This is a genomic window from Vibrio sp. Vb0598 (genome assembly GCF_033338935.1).
Taxonomy (GTDB): Bacteria; Pseudomonadota; Gammaproteobacteria; order Enterobacterales; family Vibrionaceae; genus Vibrio; species Vibrio alginolyticus.
The window spans coordinates 82,795-106,316 of sequence record NZ_JAWOTP010000001.1; the positions used below are offsets into that span (position 1 = coordinate 82,795).

Below are 23,522 nucleotides of genomic sequence, written 5' to 3' on the forward strand. Positions count from 1 at the left end.
ATCGGGTATTATTCCGCAGTAACCCTCGGAAAAATCAAGGAATAACCATGTCAGACATCAAACAGCTAGACAGCAAAGTCGTTTACCAGAATAAGTGGATGACGGTGCGTGAGGACAAAATTTTACGTCCGAGCGGCGCAGAGGGCATCTATGGTGTGGTCGACAAACCTGATTGTGCTGCGATTCTGGCTATCGATAACGGGATGATTCACTTGGTTCAGCAGTACCGTTACACCGTAGGTCAACGTTGTTGGGAGATCCCACAAGGGGCGTGGGAATCAAACCCAGATGCGGATCATCTTGAGCTTGCCAAAGGCGAGCTGCGTGAAGAAACGGGCATGCAGGCGAGCGCCATGGCGTATGTCGGCGCGCAGTTTATCGCATACGGCTTTTTGAATCAGACATGTCACGTCTACTTCGCCAGTGATTTAACGGACGTGGGCAATCAACTCGACAGTGAAGAAGAGGATTTGATCACTCGCGCTTTTTCTGTTGAGGAGTTCGAACAGATGATGATCGACGGTACGATCAAAGATTGTGTCACCATCGCTGCTTATGGTTTGGCGAAGCTGAAGAAATTCATTTAGTTATTCATGACGATTTTTTAATGAAAACAGCGGCCTAGTGCCGCTGTTTTTTAGTTTGGGTGAGCTCGTTGAGCCATCGCTTACTCGTCGATTTTCTTACCTAAGATTTCCACTTGCGCTTTTTTAGTCACCCCCACGACTTGCAGCGCAGTGCTGCCAACCGATTCATAGTTCAACTCGATTTTGTCTAACTTCGCGTTATCTTTTGTTGGTAGGCTTAAGCTTCTTGATGACATGCCTTTAGTCAGAACACCTAAACTGTCGAACGTCTTTTCCTGACCATCTTTCATGATCACTTTAACGCTTTTCAGATCGACCGTACCTTGCGTACATTTGATTTTGATGTGGCTGAAACGAGCGTTAGCAAATGGTGACAGTGGATTGACTGTGTCGGTTTCTGATTTAAAACTGACGGTTTTATCTGCAATCTTGTCCCAATCGTTGTCTCCTGCAACCGATTGGAAAGAGGCTACAGCCGCTAAAAGACAGAGTGCGATGGTGTTGAACAGTTTCATAGCTTTTCCTTACCTTAGGTTTAGATATTCTGTTTAATCAGTTCGATGACGTGTGTGACTTCGTCTTGAGTTAAAGCCCCTTCTTTCACGAATAAAATTTCGCCTTGTTTATTTTGTACGATAATCGCAGAACTTTCTTGCTGTAGATCCCAAGTTGTTGCTAATACGCCATTTTTGTCTAACACCATGGAAGACCAAGAGAATGTCTTTTTGCTGTCCTCTGCCGACGATTTAACAAATGTACCGGTTCCCCATATGGCGTCTTCTTGGTTGATCACGGTTGTGGTCTGATACTGTTCTTCAGGAAAGTGAGCGGCAGTGATTGCTGACATCAGCGGCGCGTTCATCTCTTTAGCTTTACTACGACCTGCAATGGCTTGTATCACACGGACTTTGCCTAACATCTGCTGAGTTGCCCAAGGTTGATAAGCCACATCGTCTCCTTGCAGCGTCATTTCGCCATAGGTATCAATGCTGACGGAAGGGGTGGTTTGACCGACAGAAAGGTTATGAGAGAAGGCGAATGTCGGGGCGAGTGCGAGTAAGAGTGACAGAACAGATGGAGTTTTCATTGGGGGTTCCTGTAACGAAGTGAGGTTAGAGCGAATCAAAATAAGGGGCAAATACGATGCCCCTTATCGGATGTGGCGTTTAGTTAGAAAGTACAACGCGCGCATTTAGCGGTTGCAGCGGACGATTGTTTTGTCCCATGACTTCCATCAGTTTCGCGGCTTGATCTTTGGATAAGGTTTGAGTGTCTTTAAGCACAAACCAGCGCACACCTTCTGAACATGGCGGTGTGGTTAAAGAGCCGTTAAATCGATAGTAGTTTGCAGTTTTTGGCAGTAAGTCGTTAATCTCAAACGTATCTTTAAAGAAAGTGGTTTGATTCTCTTGTGGGATTGCGTTGAACAGTTTAGACAGTGCTGCGTTTTGATCGCCAGCATCAAACATCACCGAAATTACCGCCAACTCGCCATCTGCGTTGGCGTGCACAAAGTGCGCTTCAAGTGGATATTGGCGGCCTTTGATTTGGTTTTCTGAAGGTGTGTGGAAATGGAACTGTTGCAGCTCGAACGTCTCGCCATCGATGGTGAAGCTGTTACGTCCGTTCACTTGCGCTTGCAGCGTATGACCATTGTTGGTTAAACCAATGACTTGACCTGTGTACGAAAGGTTCAGTGCTTCCAGTTTTGCATCGGCTGGGTTGTCGATGTTGATTGGGCTTTGGTTTTTCGTGGTTGCGCAGTCTTTGGCGATTTCTCCCCAGTGTTCTGGCCCGTGTTTGTCATTGCCATAGCCCCATTCCGAAGCCTGAGCCGCACTTAGAGTGAGAAGTGAGAGTGAAAAAGCAAGTAGTGTTTTGTTCATAATAATGTCTCTGTTCGGTCGCTTTGATAAGCCTTGTTACAAGGCAATGACCTAGAGGTTTGATCACTGCCTGACAAATTAGAAACGGTGGCTGAGTTGGGCACCAATTAGGAACGCATTTGAATGGGTCACGCCCGTTACCATCGGTGCAGGAACACCTTCATACGCGTACTCTTCTACGTTGACATCTTCACCAATCAAGTACGTCATACCGATGTCAACCGTGGTATCTGATGACCATTGGTAAGAGGCACCCGCAGATAACCAGTGACGGTTCGAATCTGGGATAGAAAGCGAAGTCAGCTCATCGACAGGTGTTTTGTCGAACATGTAACCCGTGCGAAGTGTCCAACGTTCATTGGCGTACCAAGTCGCACCGATGGAGTAGTGCGCGGAGTCTTGCCACTGAAAATCTTTTAGCAACTGATCATCAGCTTTCAAGCTGTCAAATGCTGACCAACCAATCCACTGCACAGAATAGTGCAGGGCAAATTTAGGTAAGACGCGGTGATAACCGGAAAACTCCGCAATATCCGGTAGCGGCATAGCAAGCGAGTCGTACGATTCGCCAGCAAAGTGGATGTCGCCCTTGGCATCTATGTTAGGGCTGTGCTTGTAGCTTAAACCTAAGCGATGACGTTCGTTAAACTCGTACATCATGCCAATGTTCGCGCCAAGCCCAATGCCGCCAGCTTCCACATCAAGTGCGTTGCCTTTTACGGATCCACAGCGTTGTTCTAGTTCGTTTCCAAGTATGTTCCCACCAACGCAAACACCCACGTCCATATCGCGGTACAGCTCACCAGAGCCGTAAATCACATCAATACCACCACCGATACTAAAACGGTCGTTCACCTTGTATGCCAAGCTTGCGCCAAGGTTGACACTCGCTACGCTGGTGACACCGCCAAAAACAGGTGCGCCATAGTTTGGTTTAAACTCCATGTCGGTTCCGAAGTTGGAATATGCCGATAAGCCTAGATACCAGTCGTCGTTGATAGGGTGAATAAAGTAAAAATTGGGTACAACGGCTGGTTGACCAACGCCATCGACGTCATCAATGTCGGTCACGGTTTGAGAGAAGGACGGGGTAATGTCAGCTTGAGGGGACGGAGGAAAACCACCCATACCAACATTGACATCCGCATTAATGTTAGCTCGATGATATTGCGCATTTTTAACGGTAACGTCAGGTTTGACGTAAGTGACGCCGAACGATAAGGCATTTTGTTTAAACAGCGTCATCGCTGCGGCGTTACGGCTGACTACAGACGCATTATCACCAATGACGGCATCACCAGCAAAAGCACGACCAAGACCCGTCGCAGAATGTTCGTTAATTTGAAAACCACCGGCATACGCCGTCGAGGAGGCTAACCCGATTAATAAATAAATCGGTGAAAGAGTTAATTGTCGCTGCATGTTTTTCTCATGAATTAATTAGAAGTTGTATTGCAACGAAAATTAGTAAAATAAACAAATCTGACCAGTGCATTTAAGAGTAAAACTAACAGTTTGCTGACAATAAGTAAATTTAACTTAATAAATATTTATTGTTGAATTTATTAATGCTTCATGGCGTGAATATAGTAATTATTTTACGTGTAAATTAAATCCTGAACCTCTATTTTTATTTTTGCGGTATTACTTCTCTATTTTTATTGTACTGACTGTTCCCTAACAAATAGAGGGAAATCCAGCGATAAAGTGTCCGTGATGGAAACTCTGAGTCATTTGTATTTCCATTGCATCCCAACGTTGGTAGTTCGAATCAGCAAGAGAACTATCGTTTTAAACCCACATGACACACTCCTCTCGGTCTTACCTGTGTTATGTGGGTATTTTTTATTTAACTTGCCACTTAACTCCTCTTGAAATTCAATAATTAAAAATGGCCATAATGAAATTTTAATGGATTGCATATTGAATAAGTTAAGATTTTTACTGGTTTGTTGGTATTTAAAAGTTTTGTTTATAATACTTATAACTTGAATTTCTATATTAAAAATGGTCTTTGCTATACGTATTGAATAATAAAGTTTTGAAGTGACTATAATATCTCTGATTTTTCACGTTAGTGAAGTTATTCATTCAGTTTCTTGACGTTAATTTACCTATCTTTACGTCTCGTACCCTGTACGGCTAAGACAAATAGCAGTATAAAATCAAAACGATTATTTACTTCACTCCTGCTATGAAACTCAATAAAAAATGGCTCGTTTTGTGTGGCCTACTTGCTATTGGTGCTGGTGGTTATCATTATCTGCAACGTCCAGAACCCATTTCTCCTTACGCGACAGAAGTCGTTCGCAAAGGCAATATCGAAAAGGCGGTATTAGCTAACGGCATGTTGCAAGCGTCCAAATTGGTGAATGTAGGTGCGCAAGTATCTGGGCAAATTCAACGCCTCGCTGTGAACTTAGGGGATGAGATAAAACAGGGGGACTTGATTGCACAGATTGACAGCCTGACTCAGCAAAACAGCCTCAAAGAAGCCCAAGCGTCTCTTAATAGTCTCAACGCTCAGTACCAGGCTAAGCAAGCGCAGATTAAACAAGCAAACTATGAATACGTGCGCCAAAAAGGCATGTTGGCAGCGAAAGCGAGCTCACGAGCTGATTACGAGAATGCCGAAGCGACGCTCGCCATCTACAAAGCCGAGTTAGCGCAACTGGATGCTGAAATCGAGAAAGCCAAAATCAACGTCGACAATGCGCAGTTAGATCTCGGTTACACCACCATCAACGCACCGATGGATGGCACGGTGGTCTACACCGCGGTGGAAGAAGGACAAACCGTAAACGCCAATCAAACCACGCCAACGATTATCGAGTTAGCCAAGTTAGATACGATGACGGTGAAAGCCGAAATTTCGGAAGCCGATGTGATTTTTGTTCACCCAGGCCAAACGGCGCTGTTCACCATTTTAGGCAAACCGAATCAGCAGTTTAAAGGCACATTGCGCGCCATTGAGCCGGGGCCAACCATCATGGATGGCGATGACAGCGATTTGAGCATTTCAGATAGCGACGCCATTTACTACAACGCTGTATTTGATGTGAAGAACCCGCAAGGTATTTTGCGCATCGGCATGACTGCGCAAGTTTCGATTGTCCTTGAGCAATCGGAAAATACCTTGATTGTCCCTTCACAAGTCCTGCAAAAATCTGGCGGCAAAGGCAACTATACCGTGCCAGTGCTTGAACAGGGCCAAGTGGTGCAAAAGCCCGTGACAGTGGGTATCAACAACAAAGTGAACGCAGAAATTCTCTCAGGTTTGAAGGAGGGCGACCAAGTTGTTCTTGGCAATGCTATGGATGGAGAATCATCAAGCCGAGGTGATCGTCGTCGACCTCCAATGAGGTTCTAATATGAGTGACGTGCTTTTAAAAGTTGAGGATTTAACTCGACGATTTGTCTCTGGCGACGAGTCGCTTACCGTGTTGAACCACATTAATTTAGAGATAAAACGCGGTGAAATGGTCGCGATCGTGGGGGCTTCGGGCTCAGGTAAATCGACGCTGATGAATGTGCTCGGCTGCTTGGATAAACCGTCCAGCGGTCGATACTTCATTAATGGGCAAGATGTCTCGACGTTGGAATCCGACCAACTGGCGGAACTGCGCCGCGAGTATTTTGGCTTTATATTTCAGCGTTACCATCTGCTGGGGGATTTAACCGCGGTGGCAAATGTGGAAGTACCAGCGGTTTACGCGGGAGTTCCTCATCGTCAAAGAACGGAGCGAGCGCAGTCACTATTGGCTCGCTTGGGGCTGGAAGATCGTTTGACTCACAAGCCCAGCCAACTGAGTGGTGGCCAGCAACAGCGCGTGAGTGTTGCTCGTGCACTGATGAACGGTGGTGAGGTGATTCTCGCCGATGAGCCCACTGGCGCATTAGATAGTCACAGTGGGCAAGAGATGATGGCACTGCTTAAAGAATTGCATCAACTTGGGCATACGATCATCTTAGTGACTCATGATATGAACGTGGCGAACTTTGCGGATCGCATCATTGAAATCAAAGATGGTGAAATCATTGCAGATACGCCAAATGCACAAGTTGTAATCAATGAGCAAGCAGCAAAGACACCGAGCGCGTCTTTTCATCGCCCAGCGCAAGCCGCCAGTAAGTGGTGGAAGTGGGACAGTTTTATTGACGCGCTCAAAATGGCGCTGCTGGCGATGTCTAGCCACAGAATGCGCACGTTTTTGACCATGCTCGGCATCATTATTGGTATAGCCTCGGTGGTTTCCGTGGTGGCACTAGGTAATGGTTCACAACAGCAAATTTTGTCGAATATTTCATCCATGGGAACAAACACCATTGATGTCAGGCCGGGCAAAGGGTTTGGTGACCGCCGCTCCGGACGAGTGAAAACGCTAACCGCCGACGATGCCAAATCGTTGGAGAGTCTACCTTTTGTCGACAGTGTCACGCCGTCTTTATCCAACAGCTTAACCGTGCGTTACGCCAATCAGGATGCAACCGCGTCTGTGGAAGGGGTTGGGGAAGATTATTTTCGTGTGCGCGGTTATGAGATCGCCAAAGGTCAGTTTTGGGATGAAGAGAGCGTGAACTCACTCGCCCAAGAAGCAGTGATTGATGACAACACCAGAAAGGAAATGTTTGCGGATAGAAATCCGATTGGTGAAGTGATTTTTCTTGGTTCATTGCCAGTGCGTATTGTGGGTGCCACGCAGAAAAAAGAAGACGCGTTTGGAAACAGCGACGCGCTGAAAATTTGGGTGCCATACACCACTATGTCGGGACGAATGATGGGACAACGCTACCTCAACGGCATTACTGTACGGATTGATGAGAACGCCCCAAGTGCGGCGGTAGAGCAGAGCATCATCAACTTGTTAAAAATGCGCCACGGTACAGAAGATTTCTTCACGATTAACACTGACACCATTCGTCAGAGCATCGAGAAAACCACCGCAACCATGACGTTACTGATCTCAGCGATTGCGGTGATCTCCCTAATTGTCGGCGGAATTGGCGTAATGAACATCATGTTGGTGTCGGTGACAGAGCGCACGAAAGAGATCGGTGTACGAATGGCTGTGGGTGCGCGGCAAGCGGATATTTTGCGTCAGTTTTTGATTGAAGCGGTACTGGTGTGTTTGTGTGGTGGCATTGCTGGTATTGGCTTGGCATTTTTGATTGGTTTTGCATTCAGTACATCTGGCAGCAGCTTCCAAATGATTTACTCAATGAACTCGATCATCTGGGCGTTTATTTGCTCAACGTTGATTGGCATCGCCTTCGGCTTTTTACCCGCTCGCAATGCCGCCAAACTCGATCCGATAGAAGCGCTAGCGAGAGACTAAAAATGAGTAACACAATGAAATTCAAAACTCGATTGGTCGCGGCCGCCTTAAGTGCAGTATGGTTGTCAGGTTGTGGGTCGCTTATGCGTAGTGACTATCAAGCACCTGCGGTGCAAATGCCTGCAAATTGGCAACAGATGCATGTTGCGGGTGATGTCAGTATGGATCCTTGGTGGTTGGCGTTTAACGACCCAACGCTTAATCAATACATTACTCAGGTGTTGGCTCAAAATAACGATTTGACGCTGGCAACGCTAACGCTAAAGAAAGCGCGTTTACAGCTGGGTTTAGCGCAAGATGACCTTTTCCCTACGTTGAGTTCTTCCACATCAGGGCAAGTTCAAAAATCTCTTGATAGCGGGGAATCGGCAGATAGCTACAGCACGAACTTATCCGTCAATTACGAGTTGGATTTGTGGGGAAAAATCTCGGCAGACGTTGACCAAGCCAAGTGGTCGGCGATGGCAAGTCAACAAGATCGCGAGGCGACCGCACAAAGTTTGGTCGCAACGACGGCATCGTTATATTGGCAAATCGGTTATTTGAAACAGCGCTTAAACCTCAGTCAACGTAATGTGGCTGACGCAGCTCAAACGCTACAATTGATTGAAAAACAGTACCAACTTGGCGCTGTGGATCAGTTAGATGTGCTTGAAGCCAAACGTACGTTGGCAAGCTTACAAGCGCAGCAAAGTGAGTTTGAACAGAGTTTACTTGAGGCAAACAACGCCTTTGCGATTTTGTTCAATCAACCGCCGAAGAGCATCAGTGCAAACATCCAAATGCTGCCTGAAGGCGATATGCCATCGTTGAGTGTTGGTGCTCCGTCTGATTTATTGATCCGCAGACCCGACATTAAAGCAGCGATTTATGACGTCAAAGCCGCGCTAGCAAATAAAGACGCGGCAGATTTGGACTACTTGCCTAAGCTGACGCTCACTGGGGCTTTGGGTGGATCGTCACAAGCGCTCAAAGACCTGCTTTCCAACCCGATCGGCAGTTTAGGTGCGGATATGACGCTACCGTTTTTGCAGTGGAATGAGATGAAAAACAGCCAATCCATTGCCGATTTAGACTATCAATCGGCCATTGTGAGCTATCGCCAAGTGTTGTACGCCGCATTCCAAGATGTCGAAAATGCCTTGTCGGCACGAGAAAAATTGAAGTATCAAGCGGCGCGTTTACAAGAACAATATGATGCCGCAAGTGCCGCTGAGTCCATATATGCTGCGCGGTATCAGTATGGCTCGACATCGGTCATGGACTATTTGAATGCCCAAGAAGACACCAGAAACGCACAAGCTTCTTTGTTGGAGAACCGCTACAACCAGTTTCTCACTCAGGTTACGCTTTACCAGTCTTTAGGAGGAACCGACGTTGCGCCGTTGTAATTAGGTGTCAGCTCACACTAGCGAAGCGCCATGCAACAAAGCCTTTTTGAAGGTATTACTGGTCCCATGAATGGGACCAGTAATAAAAGCTTAAGTTACTTGGCGAACTTCTTGAAAGGTGCATCAACCGGGGTGTCAGCTAGGTGATTGGTGTAGTTACTCATCACTTTTTGCGCTAGACCAAGAACAATTTCAAGCAGTTGCTGCTGTCCGTAACCCGCCGCAAAGAATTTCTCTATCTGAGACTCTTCCACCACACCACGTTGGCGCACCATTTGAAGCGTTGTCTCTCGTAGTGTTTCAAGTTTTTCGTCTGCCAATGGTGTTTGGTTGACGAGAGCATCGACAATCTCCTGATCCACTTTCATTGACGCCGCGATCGCACTATGAGCAGGAACGCAGTAGTGACAACCATGTTCAACGTTGATGGTTTGCCATACGACGGTCAATTCTTCAGCGTTAAATGATGTTTGTTGAAAGAGCTCATGCACAACTTGATAACCCTCAAGCAAGGTTGGCGCTTCAGCCATAACAGCATGAAGATTTGGTAGCATGCCAAACGCTTTGACTGAATTTTCAATCAGGTGCTTTGATCCTTCGGGTGCGTTTTCTGCGGTATACAGTTTAAATTCTGCCATGTTTAAATCTCCTGTAATTGGATATGAGCGGATTAGGCAAGAACAGGATAGTTGATTTTGAGCGGTCGCTCAATATAAAATTGAGCATATGTTCAAAATTGATAATTGCTCATGGCGAATACAAAGAAATTCCAACGTGATGAAGTGGTGAAAGCCGCCTCGGATCTATTCTGGAAGAAAGGTTTTCATGCAACATCTACACGTGATTTACAAGATAGCGTTAATCTGCGTCCTGGAAGTATTTATGCGACGTTTGGGTCAAAAGAGGGGCTATATTGTGAAGCGCTAAAAATGTACGTTGCGAACTTACAAGCCCTGTTTGAGTTGCATTTAGCTCAGAACACAACGGTTCTAGATGCAATAGAAGCTTTCGCGATTGATGTGGTTATCAATCAGCGAGACTCCAATCCCAGTGAAGTGTGCATGTTAGTCAAATCAGCAAGTGAATTTGCTGAGGATTTTAATGCGCTGCGCAATCAAACAAACAGCTTAGCAAACCAATTTGAATCTTTTCTTGCAAAGCTGTTTGAGCGAGCAATCGAGAATGGCGAAATTGAAGCCCAGGATACATTGCTTCTTGCTCAGTTGTTCCAGGTTCAGTTTACGGGTATACGAGCCTACTCATACCGCAGTGATGATGAAACCTTAAAGACGTTGATCTCTATTATGGTGAACAGCTTCCGCGGTAACGTACCAAAACAGAACGCTGAATGAGACTGCTCAAAGTCAACGTCTCTAAATCAACGGCTTGAAGTAAGCGAGCTCAAATAAACCCGTTATCGGGGGTCGATATCGATAAAAAATGACCACGAAGCATCGTGGTCATTTTTATGCAGATTAACTTGCAATGAACAACAACGGCTTATTAAAAGCGAAACTCTTCTAAGTTATTGCTGCTTTCTAACATTTTTTCAGCCACATAACGATGCGTTGCTGTGGTTGGGTGAGTCACATCCCAGAACACGAACTTATCTGCGCCAGATGCTGCACATTCAGAACGTAATGAGTGAGTGTACATGTAGTCAACAGAGGATGAACGGTTGATGTCTAAGCAAGGGTCGCTTGCATTTACGAAACCGTGTTCTTCTGGTGCCGAGGTTAACTTCTCAAACAGTGCGTGTGTATCAAACAATGCGATGTTGTAGCCTTGGGCTTTGTAGTACATCGCTTGTGCTTTGATGAACTCGTTCATCTTCAATACTTTCGCACGAATCGTTTCAATTTCTTCCTGTGTTGAGTATTTGAACTGTGGTGCTTTGGTTGCATCTGGCAGTGTCATCAACATGAAGTTCTTCGCGCCAGCGTCTGTTAAACGAATCAGAGCTTCAGCGTAATCCGCTTTTACTTCCGGCACGCTACGGTTGTAGTTCATGAAGTCATTTAAACCAAACTCTAACGTAAACAATGTGTTAGCAGGGTTGTAGTTCTTCGCCAGCTTTGTGTAGGTTAAGTAAGAAGAAACTTGTTCGCCGACACCAGTTAGCGCGATGTATTGGTTTTCACCTGCTGCGCCACCTACTGCCCAGTTGTATAGCGGTAAGTTTTTGGCTTTAGCAACGTATTCCGTCCAAACAAAACCGTTTGAGAAGTGACCCAAGAACCAGCTATTCGGGTTAGGAAAGCGCCATTGGGACGCGTTAAAGATGTTGCCTGTATCAGACAAGCTATCGCCTAAAGCCACTACTTTGTTTATCTGATCTGGTTGCATTGCAGCATCATTGCTCCAGATCGTGTGGTTATAAGAATAACGATTGTCGGCAGCAAAAAATGTAATGTCTGCGTTCTCGTTCGCTAGATCTAGTGTTTCCTCACAACGCTGGCGAATTACGTTTTGTGAGGTATTGGTGTAGAACATGTTTTTAAATGAAACAGAGCTCCACCAATAACCATCGATAGTGAAGTCACTACCATCTTGGTTTTTTGCCCATTTCCAATCGGTAGCCGCATCGTCCTTGGAGTGGCTCGTACGATACCAGCATCGAACGTACGTATAAGTTTGATTTTCTTGCGCGCTAACCACTTCAGCCGCAGAAACCATTGCTGGTGATAAAGTTGGCTCCTCTGCAATGGCGGAGGCAAGCGGAAGTAATGCAGTTAATAGTGTGATTGTTTTTTTCATCATTCACTCTTCTTGTAATGGTTATTGTTCCGAATGCGTGAATACGCTCGGCTATAACAGTATTTAGATGAGAATTTTTCTCACTAAACCTTCTAATTCTGAGTAAATGCTCAAGACAGTCAACAACTAAATATTCAATATTTCAGTTTTGGCACCACGGTCAAAAAATCCATTCAGCATAGCAATCGATTAAATGGGTGATATTTAGAATAATTACTCACTAACATTAATTTAACATTCACTTTTTGTTAATTAAGTAATTGCTTTATAAGGTTTTGTTGATGATTTTTAATGTTAACTTAAAGTGTTTATTGAATGATCTTTTGTACAAATTTGTATATTCATGAAACAAATTGTTTGGCATTTTTGCTCTGTAAACTATAGCTGAAGCTCTCATGCAAACATCATGATGATGACTTTTCATGAGAATATAGTGAATAAAAATTAGCTCAAATAAGGAATAGGGCAAATGCACTACACAACAAGTAAAAAACAAGGCTTATTTTCGTTGTCTGCCGTAGCAATAGCACTGACCACTTCGATGTCAGCGTTTGCGGCTCCACCAATGGGATTTGATGAATCTAAGTTACCGACGAAGTACATCGTCAAATTCAAAGAAGATGCAGTCAGCCGTTCTTCAATGGGTGGTAACTCATTCTGGGGGCCACGAATCGCGCAGGAGTCTGTTCTAGAACAGGTGAAGGCACGTAAGGTGGAAAAACTGGGCAATCGCGCCATTTACAGCGTTGAATTGGATGGCGATGACTTAGAGCCGCTTCGCAACCGTAGTGATGTGGAATACGTGGAAGTCGATCCACCTCGCTATTTGCTCAGCGAAACGACTCCATGGGGATATGAAGCGGTTAATGCTCAACTGTTAGCTGACTTCAATGCGGGTAATCGCACTGTATGTATTATCGATTCAGGGTACGACATTTCGCACAACGACCTAAGCGGAAACCGCGTTGCTGGTACTAACGATAGTGGTACGGGATCATGGAGTGATCCGGGTAACAACAATGCCCACGGTACTCACGTCGCGGGTACGATTGCTGCGATTGCCAACACCGAAGGTGTAAAGGGTGTGATGCCAAACCAGAATGTGAATTTGCACATCGTGAAAGTATTTAACGAATCGGGTTGGGGTTACTCATCTGGGCTTGTTAAAGCAATCCAAACCTGTGCCGATAATGGTGCTAACGTTGTGAACATGAGCCTTGGTGGTAGTCAATCAAGCCGAACTGAGCAAAATGCACTGCAAAATATTTACGATCAAGGCGTTCTATTGATCGCCGCAGCGGGTAATGATGGCAATACAGCGCACAGCTATCCAGCTTCTTATGACTCAGTGATGTCTGTTGCGGCTGTTGATAATCAAAATGATCATGCAGCGTTCTCACAATCTACTAATCAAGTTGAGATCTCAGGCCCGGGTGTGGCGATCTTATCAACGGTTACGGTAGGTGAAGGTAAACTTTCTGATATTACCTTGAATGGTGTCAGTCAGTTTGATCGTGGGATTGTTCCTCACAATCGTTTGATCAATAACGGTTCTTCGTATGTTCCGGATCCAATCGCGGGTTCAGTAACGGCAACGCTAGATAGCTGTGATGTCTCTGGCGGTAACTTTAACTGTGGTGATATGTCGGGCAAAATTTGTTTGACTGAGCGTATCGGCAACCAGTCTTCAGGAAACTACCCTGAAGTAGATGCGGTTCAGGCTTGTTACAATGCGGGTGCGCGAGCTGCAATCGTATACAGCAACTCTGAACTACCTGGTTTACAAAACCCTTTCTTGGTAGACACAAACAACGCTTATCGTATGGTTTCGGTAACGGTTGATCGTGCATTTGGTCAAGAGCTATTGGGGTATGTTGGTCAGGAAATTACTGTTGCAACAACCTCTGGTGAAGATTACGAGTACTACAATGGTACATCAATGGCGACACCGCACGTAACGGGCGTAGCTGGCTTGGTGTGGAGTTACCACCCAACCTGTACAGCAGCGCAAGTACGTAATGCCCTAGTGAAAACTGCAACAGATATTGATGTTGCTGGTCGAGACAACCGTACTGGCCACGGCCTAGTTAATGCTGAAGCGGCGAAGCTGTTCTTGGACGCTGGCTGTAATGGACCTGATGGTGGTAGCTCTTCGGACTCTAGCTTCTCAAATACCAGCCCTGTTGCGATTCCAGATAATAAATCTTCTGGCGCAATCAGTGCAGTAGAAGTCGATCGCTCTGGTGATTCAGGCACAGTAAGTATTGACGTTGATATTAGCCACACTTACATCGGTGATCTACGAGTGACTTTAACGTCACCGACTGGTGGAGAAGTTGTACTTCACAATAATACTGGCGGCAGCGCTAACGATATAAAAAACACGTTCCAAGCGGATTTTTCTGGTTTTGAATCGCAAGGTACATGGGAACTAAAAGCGGTGGACAGTGCCAGAAGAGACACAGGCACCATCAACAGTTGGACTCTGACCTTTCAATAAGGAGTGACTATGAAGAAGTTGACCTTACTTTCTTTGTCTGTGGTAGGCGCTACCGCACTATTGGCAATCGGACTGAGCTCAAGCAGCTTGGCAAACAATCAAGGATTTCCTCTCGTGGATGAACGCCAAGATCAAGCCGAGCAGCAACCTGCACGTTACTTTGTTAAGTATCATGAAGGAAAAGAGAGCGAAGTGAGAGCGCTTCTTCGTCAGCACAACATTGAAGTGGTCGATGCTCTGGTGAAACAACATGTGTTGATTGTGGTGGGTGAACAGGCGGAAGTCGATAAGCTCGCGGATCACGATGCGGTCGAATACACTGAGCAAGAGCCGACAAGAAAGCTGCTATCTAACGGAAATACGCTTCAATAAGCCAAACCTCCTTAAGATAGTGCCAAAAAGAAAAACGCCCCTCACGTGAGGGGCGTTTGTTTTCTTTCTACGATTGTTTTGTATGATTATTTTTTATGACTGGTTTCTTCTAAAGCTAGTCGTTTGCTATGACTAGAGATTCTTGAAGATTGATGCCGATGAGCCTATTCCCGCATTAATCACGCCAGTTCTCAGCTCGTCATATTCAGACTAACTACTTAGCGAACAATCAGACCCAGTAGGATACCTACAGCGCCGAAGTCTGCGTCACTAAAGGTTGTGTTAGCAAAGCCTAGGTCACCAAGCACTGGCATTAGGAATACTGGTAGGAAGGTAATCAGTAGACCTTGTGCAAAAGCACCCAAGATTGCACCGCGACGACCACCTGTAGCGTTACCAAATACACCTGCCGCTGCACCTACAAAGAAGTGTGGAACGACACCAGGGATAATCACAGTAAGCCCCATCACGTAAAGTAGGAACATACCCAAAAGACCCGCCGCAAAGCTCGATAGGAAGCCAACTAATACTGCGTTTGGTGCGTATGGGAATACAACCGGACAATCAAGCGCAGGTTTTGCGTTTGGTACTAGTTTGTCTGAGATGCCTTTAAACGCTGGAACGATTTCTGCGATAACCATACGTACACCTTGAAGGATAACGTACACACCACCGGCGAATGTGATGGATTGCATCAGTGCGAACATGAACCAGTGTTTACCACCGCTAACTTCGCGTACAAAGTCACCGCCAGCGAAGATACACGTCACCATAAAGATGATGCCCATGGTGAATGAGATTGCCACTGGCGTATCACGTAGGAACAACAAGCTCTTAGGTACGTTCATCTCTTCAGTAGAGTGTTCTTTATTACCGAACTTGCTGCCAATAAAGCCCGCTAGTACGTAAGAAAGGGTAGAGAAGTGACCAATCGCAACGTCGTCAGAACCTGTTACTTGCTTCATGTACTTGTGAGCAATCGCAGGGAAGAACACCATCACAGAGCCCACAACTAGAGAGCCAAGCGCGATCAGTGGAACACCTTTCATGCCGCTAGAAGCAAGGATCGCCGCTACCATCATTGACATAAATAACGTGTGGTGACCCGTTAGGAAGATGAATTTCCATGGCGTGAAGCGAGCGATCAAGATGTTCACTAACATACCGAAGAACATGATCATCGCCATCTCTTTACCAAACGCTTCTTGCGCGATAGAGACGATAGCTTCGTTGTTTGGAACCACGCCAGTGATGCCGAACGCGTGTTGGAAAATCGTCGCAAAGTCACCCAGAGAAGTTACAACCAGACCCGCACCCGCACCAAGCACGATGAAACCAAGAATGGTTTTTACCGTGCCTTTAATGCACTCGGTGACCGGTTTTTTCTGGGCAATTAAGCCGATTAGGGCGATAAGACCTACCAGAACCGCCGGCTCTGATAGGACATCGTTCATTAAGAAACTGAAAAATTCCATAACGCCACCTTATAGAGCGCCAAGCTCTTGAAGTGCCACAGATAGACGCTCTTTCATTGCCACTTTGTCGACCATGTTATCAAGCGCAACGATGCGTGGTTCAACGCCCAGTGCGTTCAACTGCTCAACGATGTCGTTAGTACCGATGAAGATGTCACAATCCGTACCTTTTGCAGAACCTAGATCGATATGATCCACTTCTGCGTTTACATTCAATTCTTTCACGATGCCTTTGATGCTCATTTCCATCATTAGGCTAGTACCAAGACCGTGACCGCAAACAACCATAATTTTCATAATTCAGACCTTTTCTTTTTATAGGGGTGTATGCCCATTTTGAAGGGCACATCAGGAGTTAGTATTTTTCGATGATCGCGAGAACATCTTGTGTGTTTTGAGCGGAGCAGATGGCTTCTACATGCTCTTCATTCATAAACAACTCAGCCAGTTTAGAAATCGCATCCACGTGCGAGTTACTGTCTGTCGCGGCTAGCGTAACCAGCATTTTCACTGGGTCGTTACCTTCAGAATCGAAGTTCACGCCGTTTTGAATCACCGTGATAGCAAGAGACAAACGGTTAACGCCATCTTCAGGGCGAGCGTGTGGCATTGCCATACCAGGACCTACCACGTAGTAAGGACCGAGCTCTTCGTGTGAGCGGTAAATAGCGTCCACGTAGCTTGGCTCAATCGCGCCATTTTCAATCAGTGCTTCACAGGATTTGCTCACCGCATCTTTCCAGTCAGTAGCATCAGAATGGATGCGAATCACATCAGAGGTAATCAGTTCACGTAGCATTGGATCTTTCCGGTTTGTTGTTTTGTTGATGGGTACTTTATCGATCAATTTGTCAGAAAAACCTGAGAATGATCACAAATGGTAGCGCTATCTGATAGCGCTATCATAAATTGTGATAGCGCTACCATTTTTATCAGTCATCCGAGTTTCATATGCTTGTGATCGACTTCTAATGCGCTAATATCAAAACCACTAAAACGCTGTGGTAAGATGTCGCGGCAGAAAATAGAGAACACTAAATAAGAACAATGAGCGAACCTCGCAAACGAAGAAGTACTGGCAATGTCACCTTGGCGGACGTCGCTAAAAAAGCCGGCGTAGGCACCATGACGGTGTCGAGAGCATTACGAACGCCCGAGCTAGTATCTGACAAGCTGAGAGAAAAGATTCAACAAGTGGTTGATGAGCTCGGCTATATCCCGAATAAAGCGGCAGGGGCTTTGGCGTCTGCTGAAAGTTACTCCATCGCTCTTATCATTCCTTCCCTGTTTGAAAAAGCGTGCGCGCTTTTCTTACCGAGCTTTCAACAAGCGTTGAACAAAGCGGGTTATCAGTTGCTGCTTGGTTACAGTGACTACTCGGTAGAGCAAGAAGAGAAACTGCTTTCGACATTTCTTGAGAGCCGTCCAGCCGGAGTGGTGCTGTTTGGTAATGAACACAGCCAACGTACTAATCAGCTTTTGGAAGCCTCGAACACACCAGTATTGGAAATTGCTGAGCTAAGTTCGAAAGCCAGTTATCTCAATATCGGTGTTGACCATTTTGAGGTGGGTAAAGCCTGTACCAAGCATGTGATTGAGCAAGGCTTCAAGAACGTGGGCTTCATTGGGGCACGTGGGGATCACTCCACTTTGCAACGTAAGCTACACGGCTGGCAAAGCGCGATGATTGAGAACTACCTTGCACCGGACCATTTTTTAACCACGCACGAAGCACCATCGTCACAATTAGGTGCGGAAGGGTTGGCAAAGTTATTGCTGCGCGATTCAAGTTTGAATGCTCTGGTATGTAGCCATGAAGAGATTGCGATTGGCGCGTTGTTTGAGTGTCACCGCCGAGTGCTGAAAGTCCCGACCGACATTGCGATTATCTGTTTGGAAGGCTCTTCCATGGGTGAGCACGCCTACCCAAGTTTGACCTGTGCGGAATTCGATTACGAACGTATGGGGACGAAAGCCGCAGACAAGTTACTGCAAGCCATTAAAGGTGAGCCTGTAGAGCACGTAACGGACATGGGCTTTAAGCTAAAACGCCGAGCAAGTACTGCGATCAACTAATTTGATTTGGTTAGCGACAAACGCGATACAAAAAACCTCTCGATGCTGAGAGGTTTTTTTATGCGTGAGAATAGTGATTGTCGACTAAGGACGCTCACCTGCCGCTAGGCGACGTTCGATATCTGCAACCACTTCAGGGAAGTCAGCAATGGTGTCGATAAGGTAGTGCGGCGAGCTCTTGAGCAATTTTGCACGCGCTTTTTCACGAGCAGCATTAAGCGTTGCTTCGTCCGCAGCTTGGTATTCTTCAAACGTTAGACCTGCTTCGTTACCAGAAAGCAGCAAACCAACGGTCCACATACCGGCGTTGTGACCTTCATCGATGCCCGGTGCGGCGTCATCCACTTTGATACACGCATTAACGTCCGTTACATTCAGCTCAATCACGTTTTTCAGTGCCATAAATGGTGCTGGGCGACCACCTTGCGGCAGGTCATCCGTTGCTACTACGTAATCCGGTTTGTAGCCGTAATCCGCAGCCACAGGAATCAGCACATCCATCACTTCGCGAGGGTAACCAGAACAAGAACCGATCTTGATGCCTTTGTCTTTCAGACCGTTCACAACTTCAATCGCATTAAGGATTGGCTCTGCGTGGTCAGCCACTTTTGCTTTTTGCAGAGGCATGAATGCTGCGTAGATAGCGTCGATGTCTTCGCTGGTCATTGAGCGACCAAACTTCTCATTCCAACGCTTATCAACTGCAGGGATGCGACCCACAGCTTGGATGTGATCCCACTTACCAAGCCCCATTGGTTCCCGCGCTTCTTCAAGATCGATATCAAAATCAAAGCCTTGTTTGAACGCTTCCACAAAGATGCTGGTTGGCGCAAAAGAGCCGAAGTCGACGATAGTGCCAGCCCAGTCAAAGATCACTGCTTGAATTGGTGAGTTGCTCATGTTCAATCCTTTTTCTTGCTTGCCAGAGTGCTTGCCTACACGTTAGAACTGCACTCAGAATCAATTGGTTTTTGTTGAGGTCTGTTGACTCTAGGTTTTGTTGACCTTTTGCGGTTAAATTTTGTTCGAGATAAAAGCGTTTTAATCGCGGCGAGAGGTTTGTAGCCTAGTCATTCTAAGCACAACACCTCACAACAAAGAGTAAAACGCTTTTAGCCGAACCCTTCGGGCAGCGTTTGTGGTTCCTTTCTTCTGCGTTATCGGCTTATCAGGTAGAACAGTTACAACTCAAAGCCTCAGCCTTGCATAAAGAACCCACAAACTGCTGCAAAAATCAGCTCAAAAGGTCAACAAAACCTAAATGTAGTTAAAGTCTTTACACACTTTGGCGATGGCTTCTTCGAAGATCGCCAACGCTTCTGTCAGTTGTTCGCGAGTGATGATCAGCGGTGGGCTGAGTTGAATCACATTGCCTTGCGATACCTTGAAGCTCACGCCGTTATTGAGGCATTGGTACAGCACGGCTTCTGCTTCGTCATAGGCGCGCGCTTTGCTCTCTTGGTCAGTGACCAACTCAATACCCCACAACATGCCGATGCCACGCACATCGCCAATCACTGGGTACTTGGCTTTCATCTCTAGCAGCTTTTCACGCATGAACTGGCTGTCGGCTTTGGCTTTATCTAGCAAGCCGTCTTGCTCAATGGCTTCCATGGTTGCCAATGCTGCAGCACAACCGATAGGGCTTTTCTCATGAGTGTAATGACCCATGGAGATTTGCTCAGCAGTGTTGTATTTGTCTTTGGTCACCATGGCTGCGATAGGCACTAAGCCTCCGCCCAAACCTTTACCGATGCAGAGCATATCTGGCTCGATGTCATAGGCTTGGTAGGTAAACCATTCACCGCTGCGACCCATGCCGTTAGGGATGTCGTCGATGATCAACATGACATTGTGTTTGTCACAGATTTCACGGATGCGTTTCCAGTAGGCTTTGCTCGGCACTTGTACATCCGTGTTGCGAACCGCTTCTGCGATAAACGCGCCCACGCCACCTTCTTTCTCAATCACGTACTCAAGGTAGTCGGCGTAATGTACGTCGCTGCCGTCCGCGACTGGAAAAGCGCCTCGGTAAGACACTGCTGGTGGAATGCGTTCAACACCTGCCATTAATGGTCCCATTCCTTGACGAAAACACGCTTCGCCGCCCACTGAGATGGCATCCAATGATGCGCCGTGGAAGGAATCCCACAGAGACACCACCTTGTAGTTGCCCGTGATATGGCGCGCTAGTTTAAGTGCCATGCCCACTGCAGATGTGCCACCCGGCGCAAACAGCACGCGATTCAATTCGCCGCCACATATTTGGGTAAGTTTTTCGGCACACTCAATCGCGGTCTCGTTGGTAAAACGACGTGGTGAAAACGGCAGTTTGGCAATTTGCTCTTGCACACGTTTAATCACATGCGGATGACCGTAGCCCAACTGATGGACGTTATTGCCATGGAAGTCCATGTACTTTTTGCCGGTGGCGTTTTGGATGTAGATGCCTTCTGCTGCTTCCAAGGTATCTAAGCAAGGCGTTGACATGGCTTGATGAAGAAAGACCTCCGAATCACGCTTCAACAAAGCTTGCGTGCGTTCGTCGTCCATCGATGCATTCCAAGCTTGGCGCGCTGGTGTCGTGTTGACATCACCTTCGCTGCGGAAATGGGTCGGTTTGATATTCTGAGTCATAACGCTCTCTCAATCAGAAGGCTGCTTTAAGCAACTTGCCAGTACATTGCTTTTTCAATCGCACCGATTAAGCGCTCGATATCTGCTGGGTAAACTTCGCCAATGTTGCCGATGCGGAAGCAATCTGCGTTCGATACTTTACCCGGATAAATCACGAAGCCTTGCTCTTTCAAACGCGTGTAGAACGCTTTGAATTGGTAATCACTGTGAGTTGGAGAGTAGAAAGAGGTGATGATTGGCGAGTGAAGGTCATCACTCAGTAGCGGTTCGAAACCCAAAGAGCGCATACCTGCAACCAGTGTTTTCTGGTTAGTTTGGTAGCGGTTATGACGAGCCTCAATGCCGCCTTCTTGTTCCAGTTCTAGCAATGCTTGGTAGAAAGCGCGAACTGTGTGCGTTGGAGACGTGAAACGCCATTTGCCGTGGTTCACTTCCATACAGTGCCACTGGTCGTAAAGATCAAGGCTCAAAGAACGCGCCTGACCTTGGCACTTTTCTAGCTCAGTTTGTTTCGCAATCACAAAGCCAAAACCCGGTACGCCTTGAATACATTTGTTTGCAGAGCTGATCATAAAATCGATGCCTAGCTCTGCGATATCGATAGGAATGCCACCAAAGCTCGACATGGCATCGAGAATCACGACTTTACCGTGTGCTTTTGCCGCAGAAGCAAATGCCTCAATTGGATTCAGCATGCCAGTGGTTGTCTCGCAGTGAACAATCGCCACGTGTGTGATCGCAGGATCCGATGCCAATGCAGTTTCCACCTCGTTCAAGTGTGGTTGTGATGTTTCGCCTGGGGAAACTACATGGCATGGAATATTTAGGTAATCAGCGATCTGAGCGATACGTGCACCGTACGCACCGTTGTCGACAACCAACAACTTTCCATCTTTGCCAATGGCGCTGCCAATTGTCGCTTCTACTGATGCGGTGCCGCTACCTTGCATTAGTACGCTGGTGTAGCCGTCTTGCTCCGTCGCCAGTTTTACAAGCTTAGTGCGGATCACTTCTACAATGTCTTTGTTGTATTCATCATCCCAAGTACACCAGTCTTTTAGCATGGCTTCACGTACTGTTTCAGAAGTAGATAGAGGACCTGGAGTCAGTAGTAGGTATTCGTTTTTCATCTCGATTTCCATCAGAATAGGCTAATTGGTCTACACCAAATTTCGAGTTCACTCTAGCGAGGAAGAAAAGGGCAGTAAATAGGCGAATCTCCAATTTCATAAAACTTTAATATCCAGAAAATGGCGGATCAATTGAACGATTATTCATCGCAAATTTTCGTAAAACTGCCATTTAATGGTCATGATTTCGTCACAAAGGCTCAGTAGGGTGTATATCGTCAACTGGTACAGACCAAATGAAACTTAGCCAAATTAACTGGAGAAAATGATGAAAAACCGTTTGATGAAAGGATCGCTGGCTGCACTTGTCTCTCTGCTAGCTACGAATGCAATGGCAGCACAGGAAGTCACGGTTTACACCGCTTTCGAAACTGACATTCTTGCGAAATACAAGTCTGCGTTTGAGAAAGATAACCCAGATATCAAGATTAAGTGGGTTCGCGATTCCACCGGTATCATGACGGCGAAATTGCTGGCCGAAAAGAACAACCCTCAAGCGGAAGTGGTTTGGGGTCTTGCTGGCTCGTCAATGGCACTGCTTAAAGATGAAGGTCTTCTTAAGCCTTACACACCAAAAGGTTTGGAAGAGCTGCACGCGAACCTAAACGACCCTCAATCAAACCAAGCTTGGTTCGGTAACGATGCGTTCTTTAACGCAGTTTGTTTCAACGAAGCGGTAGCGAAACAACTTAACCTACCGAAACCAACGTCTTGGGAAGACCTAACGAAGCCGGTTTACAAAGGTCACATTGCAATGCCTAACCCTGCGTCTTCAGGCACTGGCTACATGCAGGTTTCTGCTTGGCTACAAAACATGGGTGAAGATCAGGCATGGAACTACATGCGTGACTTAGACAAGAACATTGCACACTACACGCACTCTGGCTCTAAGCCATGTGTTCAAGCTGGTATGGGTGAAGTGGCTATCGGTATTTCGATGGCGAGCCGCGGCGCGAAGCTGAAAACGCAAGGTGCACCACTAGCGGTTATCACACCAAAAGGCATCGGCTGGGAATCAGAAGCCGTTGGTCTAGTAAAAGAGTCTGATGCAGCGAAGCGCGTTGTCGACTGGTCAATCTCTAAAGCGGCAAACGAGCTTTACGTAGAAATGTACCCAGTGGTTGCACATAAAGAAGTGAAAGCGACCGTGTCTAACTTCCCGAACGTTCAAGAGAACATGGCGAAGATGGACTTCGCGCAAATGGGCAGTAAGCGTGCAGAGATTCTAGCAGCATGGTCTGAGAAGTTTGATGCGAAATCAGAGCCAAAATCTTAATTGAATTTGCTTTGAGTTGAATATTGAAATCCACCTCGGTTGAGGTGGATTTTTTGTTCTCTCTGTTATTTCAGAGTTTGCTGTAAGTAGATTCCTAGT

Annotated in this window: 21 protein-coding genes; 9 read left to right on the top strand and 12 right to left on the bottom strand. The window is 46.4% G+C overall.

All coding sequences use genetic code 11. The features are described 5' to 3' along the window. Positions 1-47 precede the first annotated feature (47 nt). Entirely contained in the window at positions 48-587 is a 540-nt protein-coding gene (locus R7Q38_RS00380) for an NUDIX domain-containing protein (protein WP_020834877.1), read from the top strand. 80 nt (positions 588-667) lie between these two features. Here R7Q38_RS00380 and R7Q38_RS00385 read toward each other — a convergent pair whose 3' ends face one another. The 4 genes from R7Q38_RS00385 to R7Q38_RS00400 form a co-directional block, all read right to left on the bottom strand. After that, positions 668-1,102 carry a hypothetical protein gene (locus R7Q38_RS00385; RefSeq protein ID WP_085569217.1) on the bottom strand — a complete coding sequence of 145 codons (435 nt, stop codon included), beginning with the start codon at positions 1,100-1,102 and terminating at the stop codon, positions 668-670. 20 nt (positions 1,103-1,122) lie between these two features. Beyond that, complete coding sequence (locus R7Q38_RS00390; RefSeq protein WP_065769302.1) at positions 1,123-1,674, bottom strand: YtfJ family protein; 552 nt, start codon at positions 1,672-1,674, stop codon at positions 1,123-1,125. Positions 1,675-1,753: 79 nt separating this feature from the next. After that, complete coding sequence (locus R7Q38_RS00395; RefSeq protein WP_213874379.1) at positions 1,754-2,473, bottom strand: carbonic anhydrase; 720 nt, start codon at positions 2,471-2,473, stop codon at positions 1,754-1,756. A 78-nt stretch (positions 2,474-2,551) separates the two neighbouring features. Continuing rightward, a complete protein-coding gene (locus R7Q38_RS00400; RefSeq protein WP_054701482.1) occupies positions 2,552-3,895 on the bottom strand; it encodes an OmpP1/FadL family transporter in 1,344 nt (447 codons plus the stop codon). Between the two features lie 772 nt (positions 3,896-4,667). Here R7Q38_RS00400 and R7Q38_RS00405 point away from each other — a divergent pair. The 3 genes from R7Q38_RS00405 to R7Q38_RS00415 are packed head-to-tail and all read left to right on the top strand — an operon-like array spanning position 4,668 to position 9,200. Further along, a complete protein-coding gene (locus R7Q38_RS00405) occupies positions 4,668-5,843 on the top strand; it encodes an efflux RND transporter periplasmic adaptor subunit (protein ID WP_005384341.1) in 1,176 nt (391 codons plus the stop codon). A gap of 1 nt (position 5,844) precedes the next feature. After that, on the top strand, positions 5,845-7,809 hold the full coding sequence (locus tag R7Q38_RS00410; RefSeq protein WP_213866857.1) for a MacB family efflux pump subunit: 1,965 nt from the start codon (positions 5,845-5,847) through the stop codon (positions 7,807-7,809). Between the two features lie 14 nt (positions 7,810-7,823). Continuing rightward, positions 7,824-9,200 carry an efflux transporter outer membrane subunit gene (locus R7Q38_RS00415; RefSeq protein ID WP_239938629.1) on the top strand — a complete coding sequence of 459 codons (1,377 nt, stop codon included), beginning with the start codon at positions 7,824-7,826 and terminating at the stop codon, positions 9,198-9,200. 95 nt (positions 9,201-9,295) lie between these two features. Here the strand turns inward: R7Q38_RS00415 and R7Q38_RS00420 are convergent, their stop codons facing one another. After that, entirely contained in the window at positions 9,296-9,838 is a 543-nt protein-coding gene (locus R7Q38_RS00420) for a carboxymuconolactone decarboxylase family protein (protein WP_005374097.1), read from the bottom strand. Between the two features lie 111 nt (positions 9,839-9,949). On the opposite strand from R7Q38_RS00420, the gene R7Q38_RS00425 reads away from it, so the two are divergent. Further along, entirely contained in the window at positions 9,950-10,552 is a 603-nt protein-coding gene (locus R7Q38_RS00425; RefSeq protein ID WP_005384344.1) for a TetR/AcrR family transcriptional regulator, read from the top strand. 151 nt (positions 10,553-10,703) lie between these two features. On the opposite strand, the gene R7Q38_RS00430 is transcribed toward R7Q38_RS00425, so the two are convergent. Beyond that, positions 10,704-11,960 (bottom strand): type 2 secretion system lipase, encoded by a 1,257-nt coding sequence (locus R7Q38_RS00430; protein ID WP_017819748.1) that lies wholly within the window; start codon positions 11,958-11,960, stop codon positions 10,704-10,706. Positions 11,961-12,426: 466 nt separating this feature from the next. Between R7Q38_RS00430 and R7Q38_RS00435 the strand changes: the two genes are divergently transcribed. Both R7Q38_RS00435 and R7Q38_RS00440 read left to right on the top strand, forming a co-directional pair. Next, a complete protein-coding gene (locus R7Q38_RS00435) occupies positions 12,427-14,457 on the top strand; it encodes a S8 family serine peptidase (RefSeq protein WP_025768035.1) in 2,031 nt (676 codons plus the stop codon). Between the two features lie 9 nt (positions 14,458-14,466). Further along, positions 14,467-14,829 carry a hypothetical protein gene (locus R7Q38_RS00440; RefSeq protein ID WP_017819750.1) on the top strand — a complete coding sequence of 121 codons (363 nt, stop codon included), beginning with the start codon at positions 14,467-14,469 and terminating at the stop codon, positions 14,827-14,829. 218 nt (positions 14,830-15,047) lie between these two features. Here R7Q38_RS00440 and R7Q38_RS00445 read toward each other — a convergent pair whose 3' ends face one another. From R7Q38_RS00445 to R7Q38_RS00455, 3 genes are read right to left on the bottom strand one after another with little or no spacing between them, the layout of a single operon-like run. After that, entirely contained in the window at positions 15,048-16,304 is a 1,257-nt protein-coding gene (locus R7Q38_RS00445; RefSeq protein ID WP_005384349.1) for a PTS ascorbate transporter subunit IIC, read from the bottom strand. A gap of 9 nt (positions 16,305-16,313) precedes the next feature. Next, the gene (locus R7Q38_RS00450; protein ID WP_005374080.1) at positions 16,314-16,601 is read right to left on the bottom strand and encodes a PTS sugar transporter subunit IIB; all 288 of its coding nucleotides are present in this window, start codon (positions 16,599-16,601) and stop codon (positions 16,314-16,316) included. A 58-nt stretch (positions 16,602-16,659) separates the two neighbouring features. After that, positions 16,660-17,103, bottom strand: coding sequence for a PTS sugar transporter subunit IIA (locus tag R7Q38_RS00455; protein ID WP_025768034.1), 444 nt, complete (start codon positions 17,101-17,103; stop codon positions 16,660-16,662). Between the two features lie 248 nt (positions 17,104-17,351). Here R7Q38_RS00455 and R7Q38_RS00460 point away from each other — a divergent pair, with 248 nt between their 5' ends. Next, positions 17,352-18,380: a LacI family DNA-binding transcriptional regulator gene (locus tag R7Q38_RS00460; protein WP_025768033.1), complete on the top strand. Its 1,029-nt coding sequence runs from the start codon at positions 17,352-17,354 to the stop codon at positions 18,378-18,380. 84 nt (positions 18,381-18,464) lie between these two features. Here R7Q38_RS00460 and phnX read toward each other — a convergent pair whose 3' ends face one another. The 3 genes from phnX to phnW all read right to left on the bottom strand — a co-directional run bounded on the left by phnX (position 18,465) and on the right by phnW (position 22,147). Further along, entirely contained in the window at positions 18,465-19,280 is an 816-nt protein-coding gene (phnX, locus tag R7Q38_RS00465) for a phosphonoacetaldehyde hydrolase (RefSeq protein WP_025768032.1), read from the bottom strand. Between the two features lie 357 nt (positions 19,281-19,637). Then, positions 19,638-21,017: an aspartate aminotransferase family protein gene (locus tag R7Q38_RS00470; RefSeq protein ID WP_025768031.1), complete on the bottom strand. Its 1,380-nt coding sequence runs from the start codon at positions 21,015-21,017 to the stop codon at positions 19,638-19,640. A 26-nt stretch (positions 21,018-21,043) separates the two neighbouring features. After that, positions 21,044-22,147, bottom strand: coding sequence for a 2-aminoethylphosphonate--pyruvate transaminase (gene phnW / locus R7Q38_RS00475; protein WP_005432490.1), 1,104 nt, complete (start codon positions 22,145-22,147; stop codon positions 21,044-21,046). A gap of 265 nt (positions 22,148-22,412) precedes the next feature. Here phnW and R7Q38_RS00480 point away from each other — a divergent pair, with 265 nt between their 5' ends. After that, entirely contained in the window at positions 22,413-23,423 is a 1,011-nt protein-coding gene (locus R7Q38_RS00480) for a putative 2-aminoethylphosphonate ABC transporter substrate-binding protein (RefSeq protein WP_005384363.1), read from the top strand. The last annotated feature ends 99 nt before the right edge of the window (positions 23,424-23,522 follow it).

Coding starts and splice junctions, on each gene's coding strand:
- R7Q38_RS00390 (WP_065769302.1), bottom strand. CDS start 1,674: ATGAAAACTCCATCTGTTCTGTCACTCTTACTCGCACTCGCCCCGACA.
- R7Q38_RS00450 (WP_005374080.1), bottom strand. CDS start 16,601: ATGAAAATTATGGTTGTTTGCGGTCACGGTCTTGGTACTAGCCTAATG.
- R7Q38_RS00470 (WP_025768031.1), bottom strand. CDS start 21,017: ATGACTCAGAATATCAAACCGACCCATTTCCGCAGCGAAGGTGATGTC.
- R7Q38_RS00440 (WP_017819750.1), top strand. CDS start 14,467: ATGAAGAAGTTGACCTTACTTTCTTTGTCTGTGGTAGGCGCTACCGCA.
- R7Q38_RS00400 (WP_054701482.1), bottom strand. CDS start 3,895: ATGCAGCGACAATTAACTCTTTCACCGATTTATTTATTAATCGGGTTA.
- R7Q38_RS00480 (WP_005384363.1), top strand. CDS start 22,413: ATGATGAAAAACCGTTTGATGAAAGGATCGCTGGCTGCACTTGTCTCT.
- R7Q38_RS00405 (WP_005384341.1), top strand. CDS start 4,668: ATGAAACTCAATAAAAAATGGCTCGTTTTGTGTGGCCTACTTGCTATT.
- R7Q38_RS00460 (WP_025768033.1), top strand. CDS start 17,352: ATGAGCGAACCTCGCAAACGAAGAAGTACTGGCAATGTCACCTTGGCG.
- R7Q38_RS00380 (WP_020834877.1), top strand. CDS start 48: ATGTCAGACATCAAACAGCTAGACAGCAAAGTCGTTTACCAGAATAAG.
- R7Q38_RS00410 (WP_213866857.1), top strand. CDS start 5,845: ATGAGTGACGTGCTTTTAAAAGTTGAGGATTTAACTCGACGATTTGTC.
- R7Q38_RS00420 (WP_005374097.1), bottom strand. CDS start 9,838: ATGGCAGAATTTAAACTGTATACCGCAGAAAACGCACCCGAAGGATCA.
- phnX (WP_025768032.1), bottom strand. CDS start 19,280: ATGAGCAACTCACCAATTCAAGCAGTGATCTTTGACTGGGCTGGCACT.
- phnW (WP_005432490.1), bottom strand. CDS start 22,147: ATGAAAAACGAATACCTACTACTGACTCCAGGTCCTCTATCTACTTCT.
- R7Q38_RS00425 (WP_005384344.1), top strand. CDS start 9,950: ATGGCGAATACAAAGAAATTCCAACGTGATGAAGTGGTGAAAGCCGCC.
- R7Q38_RS00415 (WP_239938629.1), top strand. CDS start 7,824: ATGAAATTCAAAACTCGATTGGTCGCGGCCGCCTTAAGTGCAGTATGG.
- R7Q38_RS00455 (WP_025768034.1), bottom strand. CDS start 17,103: ATGCTACGTGAACTGATTACCTCTGATGTGATTCGCATCCATTCTGAT.
- R7Q38_RS00445 (WP_005384349.1), bottom strand. CDS start 16,304: ATGGAATTTTTCAGTTTCTTAATGAACGATGTCCTATCAGAGCCGGCG.
- R7Q38_RS00435 (WP_025768035.1), top strand. CDS start 12,427: ATGCACTACACAACAAGTAAAAAACAAGGCTTATTTTCGTTGTCTGCC.
- R7Q38_RS00385 (WP_085569217.1), bottom strand. CDS start 1,102: ATGAAACTGTTCAACACCATCGCACTCTGTCTTTTAGCGGCTGTAGCC.
- R7Q38_RS00395 (WP_213874379.1), bottom strand. CDS start 2,473: ATGAACAAAACACTACTTGCTTTTTCACTCTCACTTCTCACTCTAAGT.
- R7Q38_RS00430 (WP_017819748.1), bottom strand. CDS start 11,960: ATGATGAAAAAAACAATCACACTATTAACTGCATTACTTCCGCTTGCC.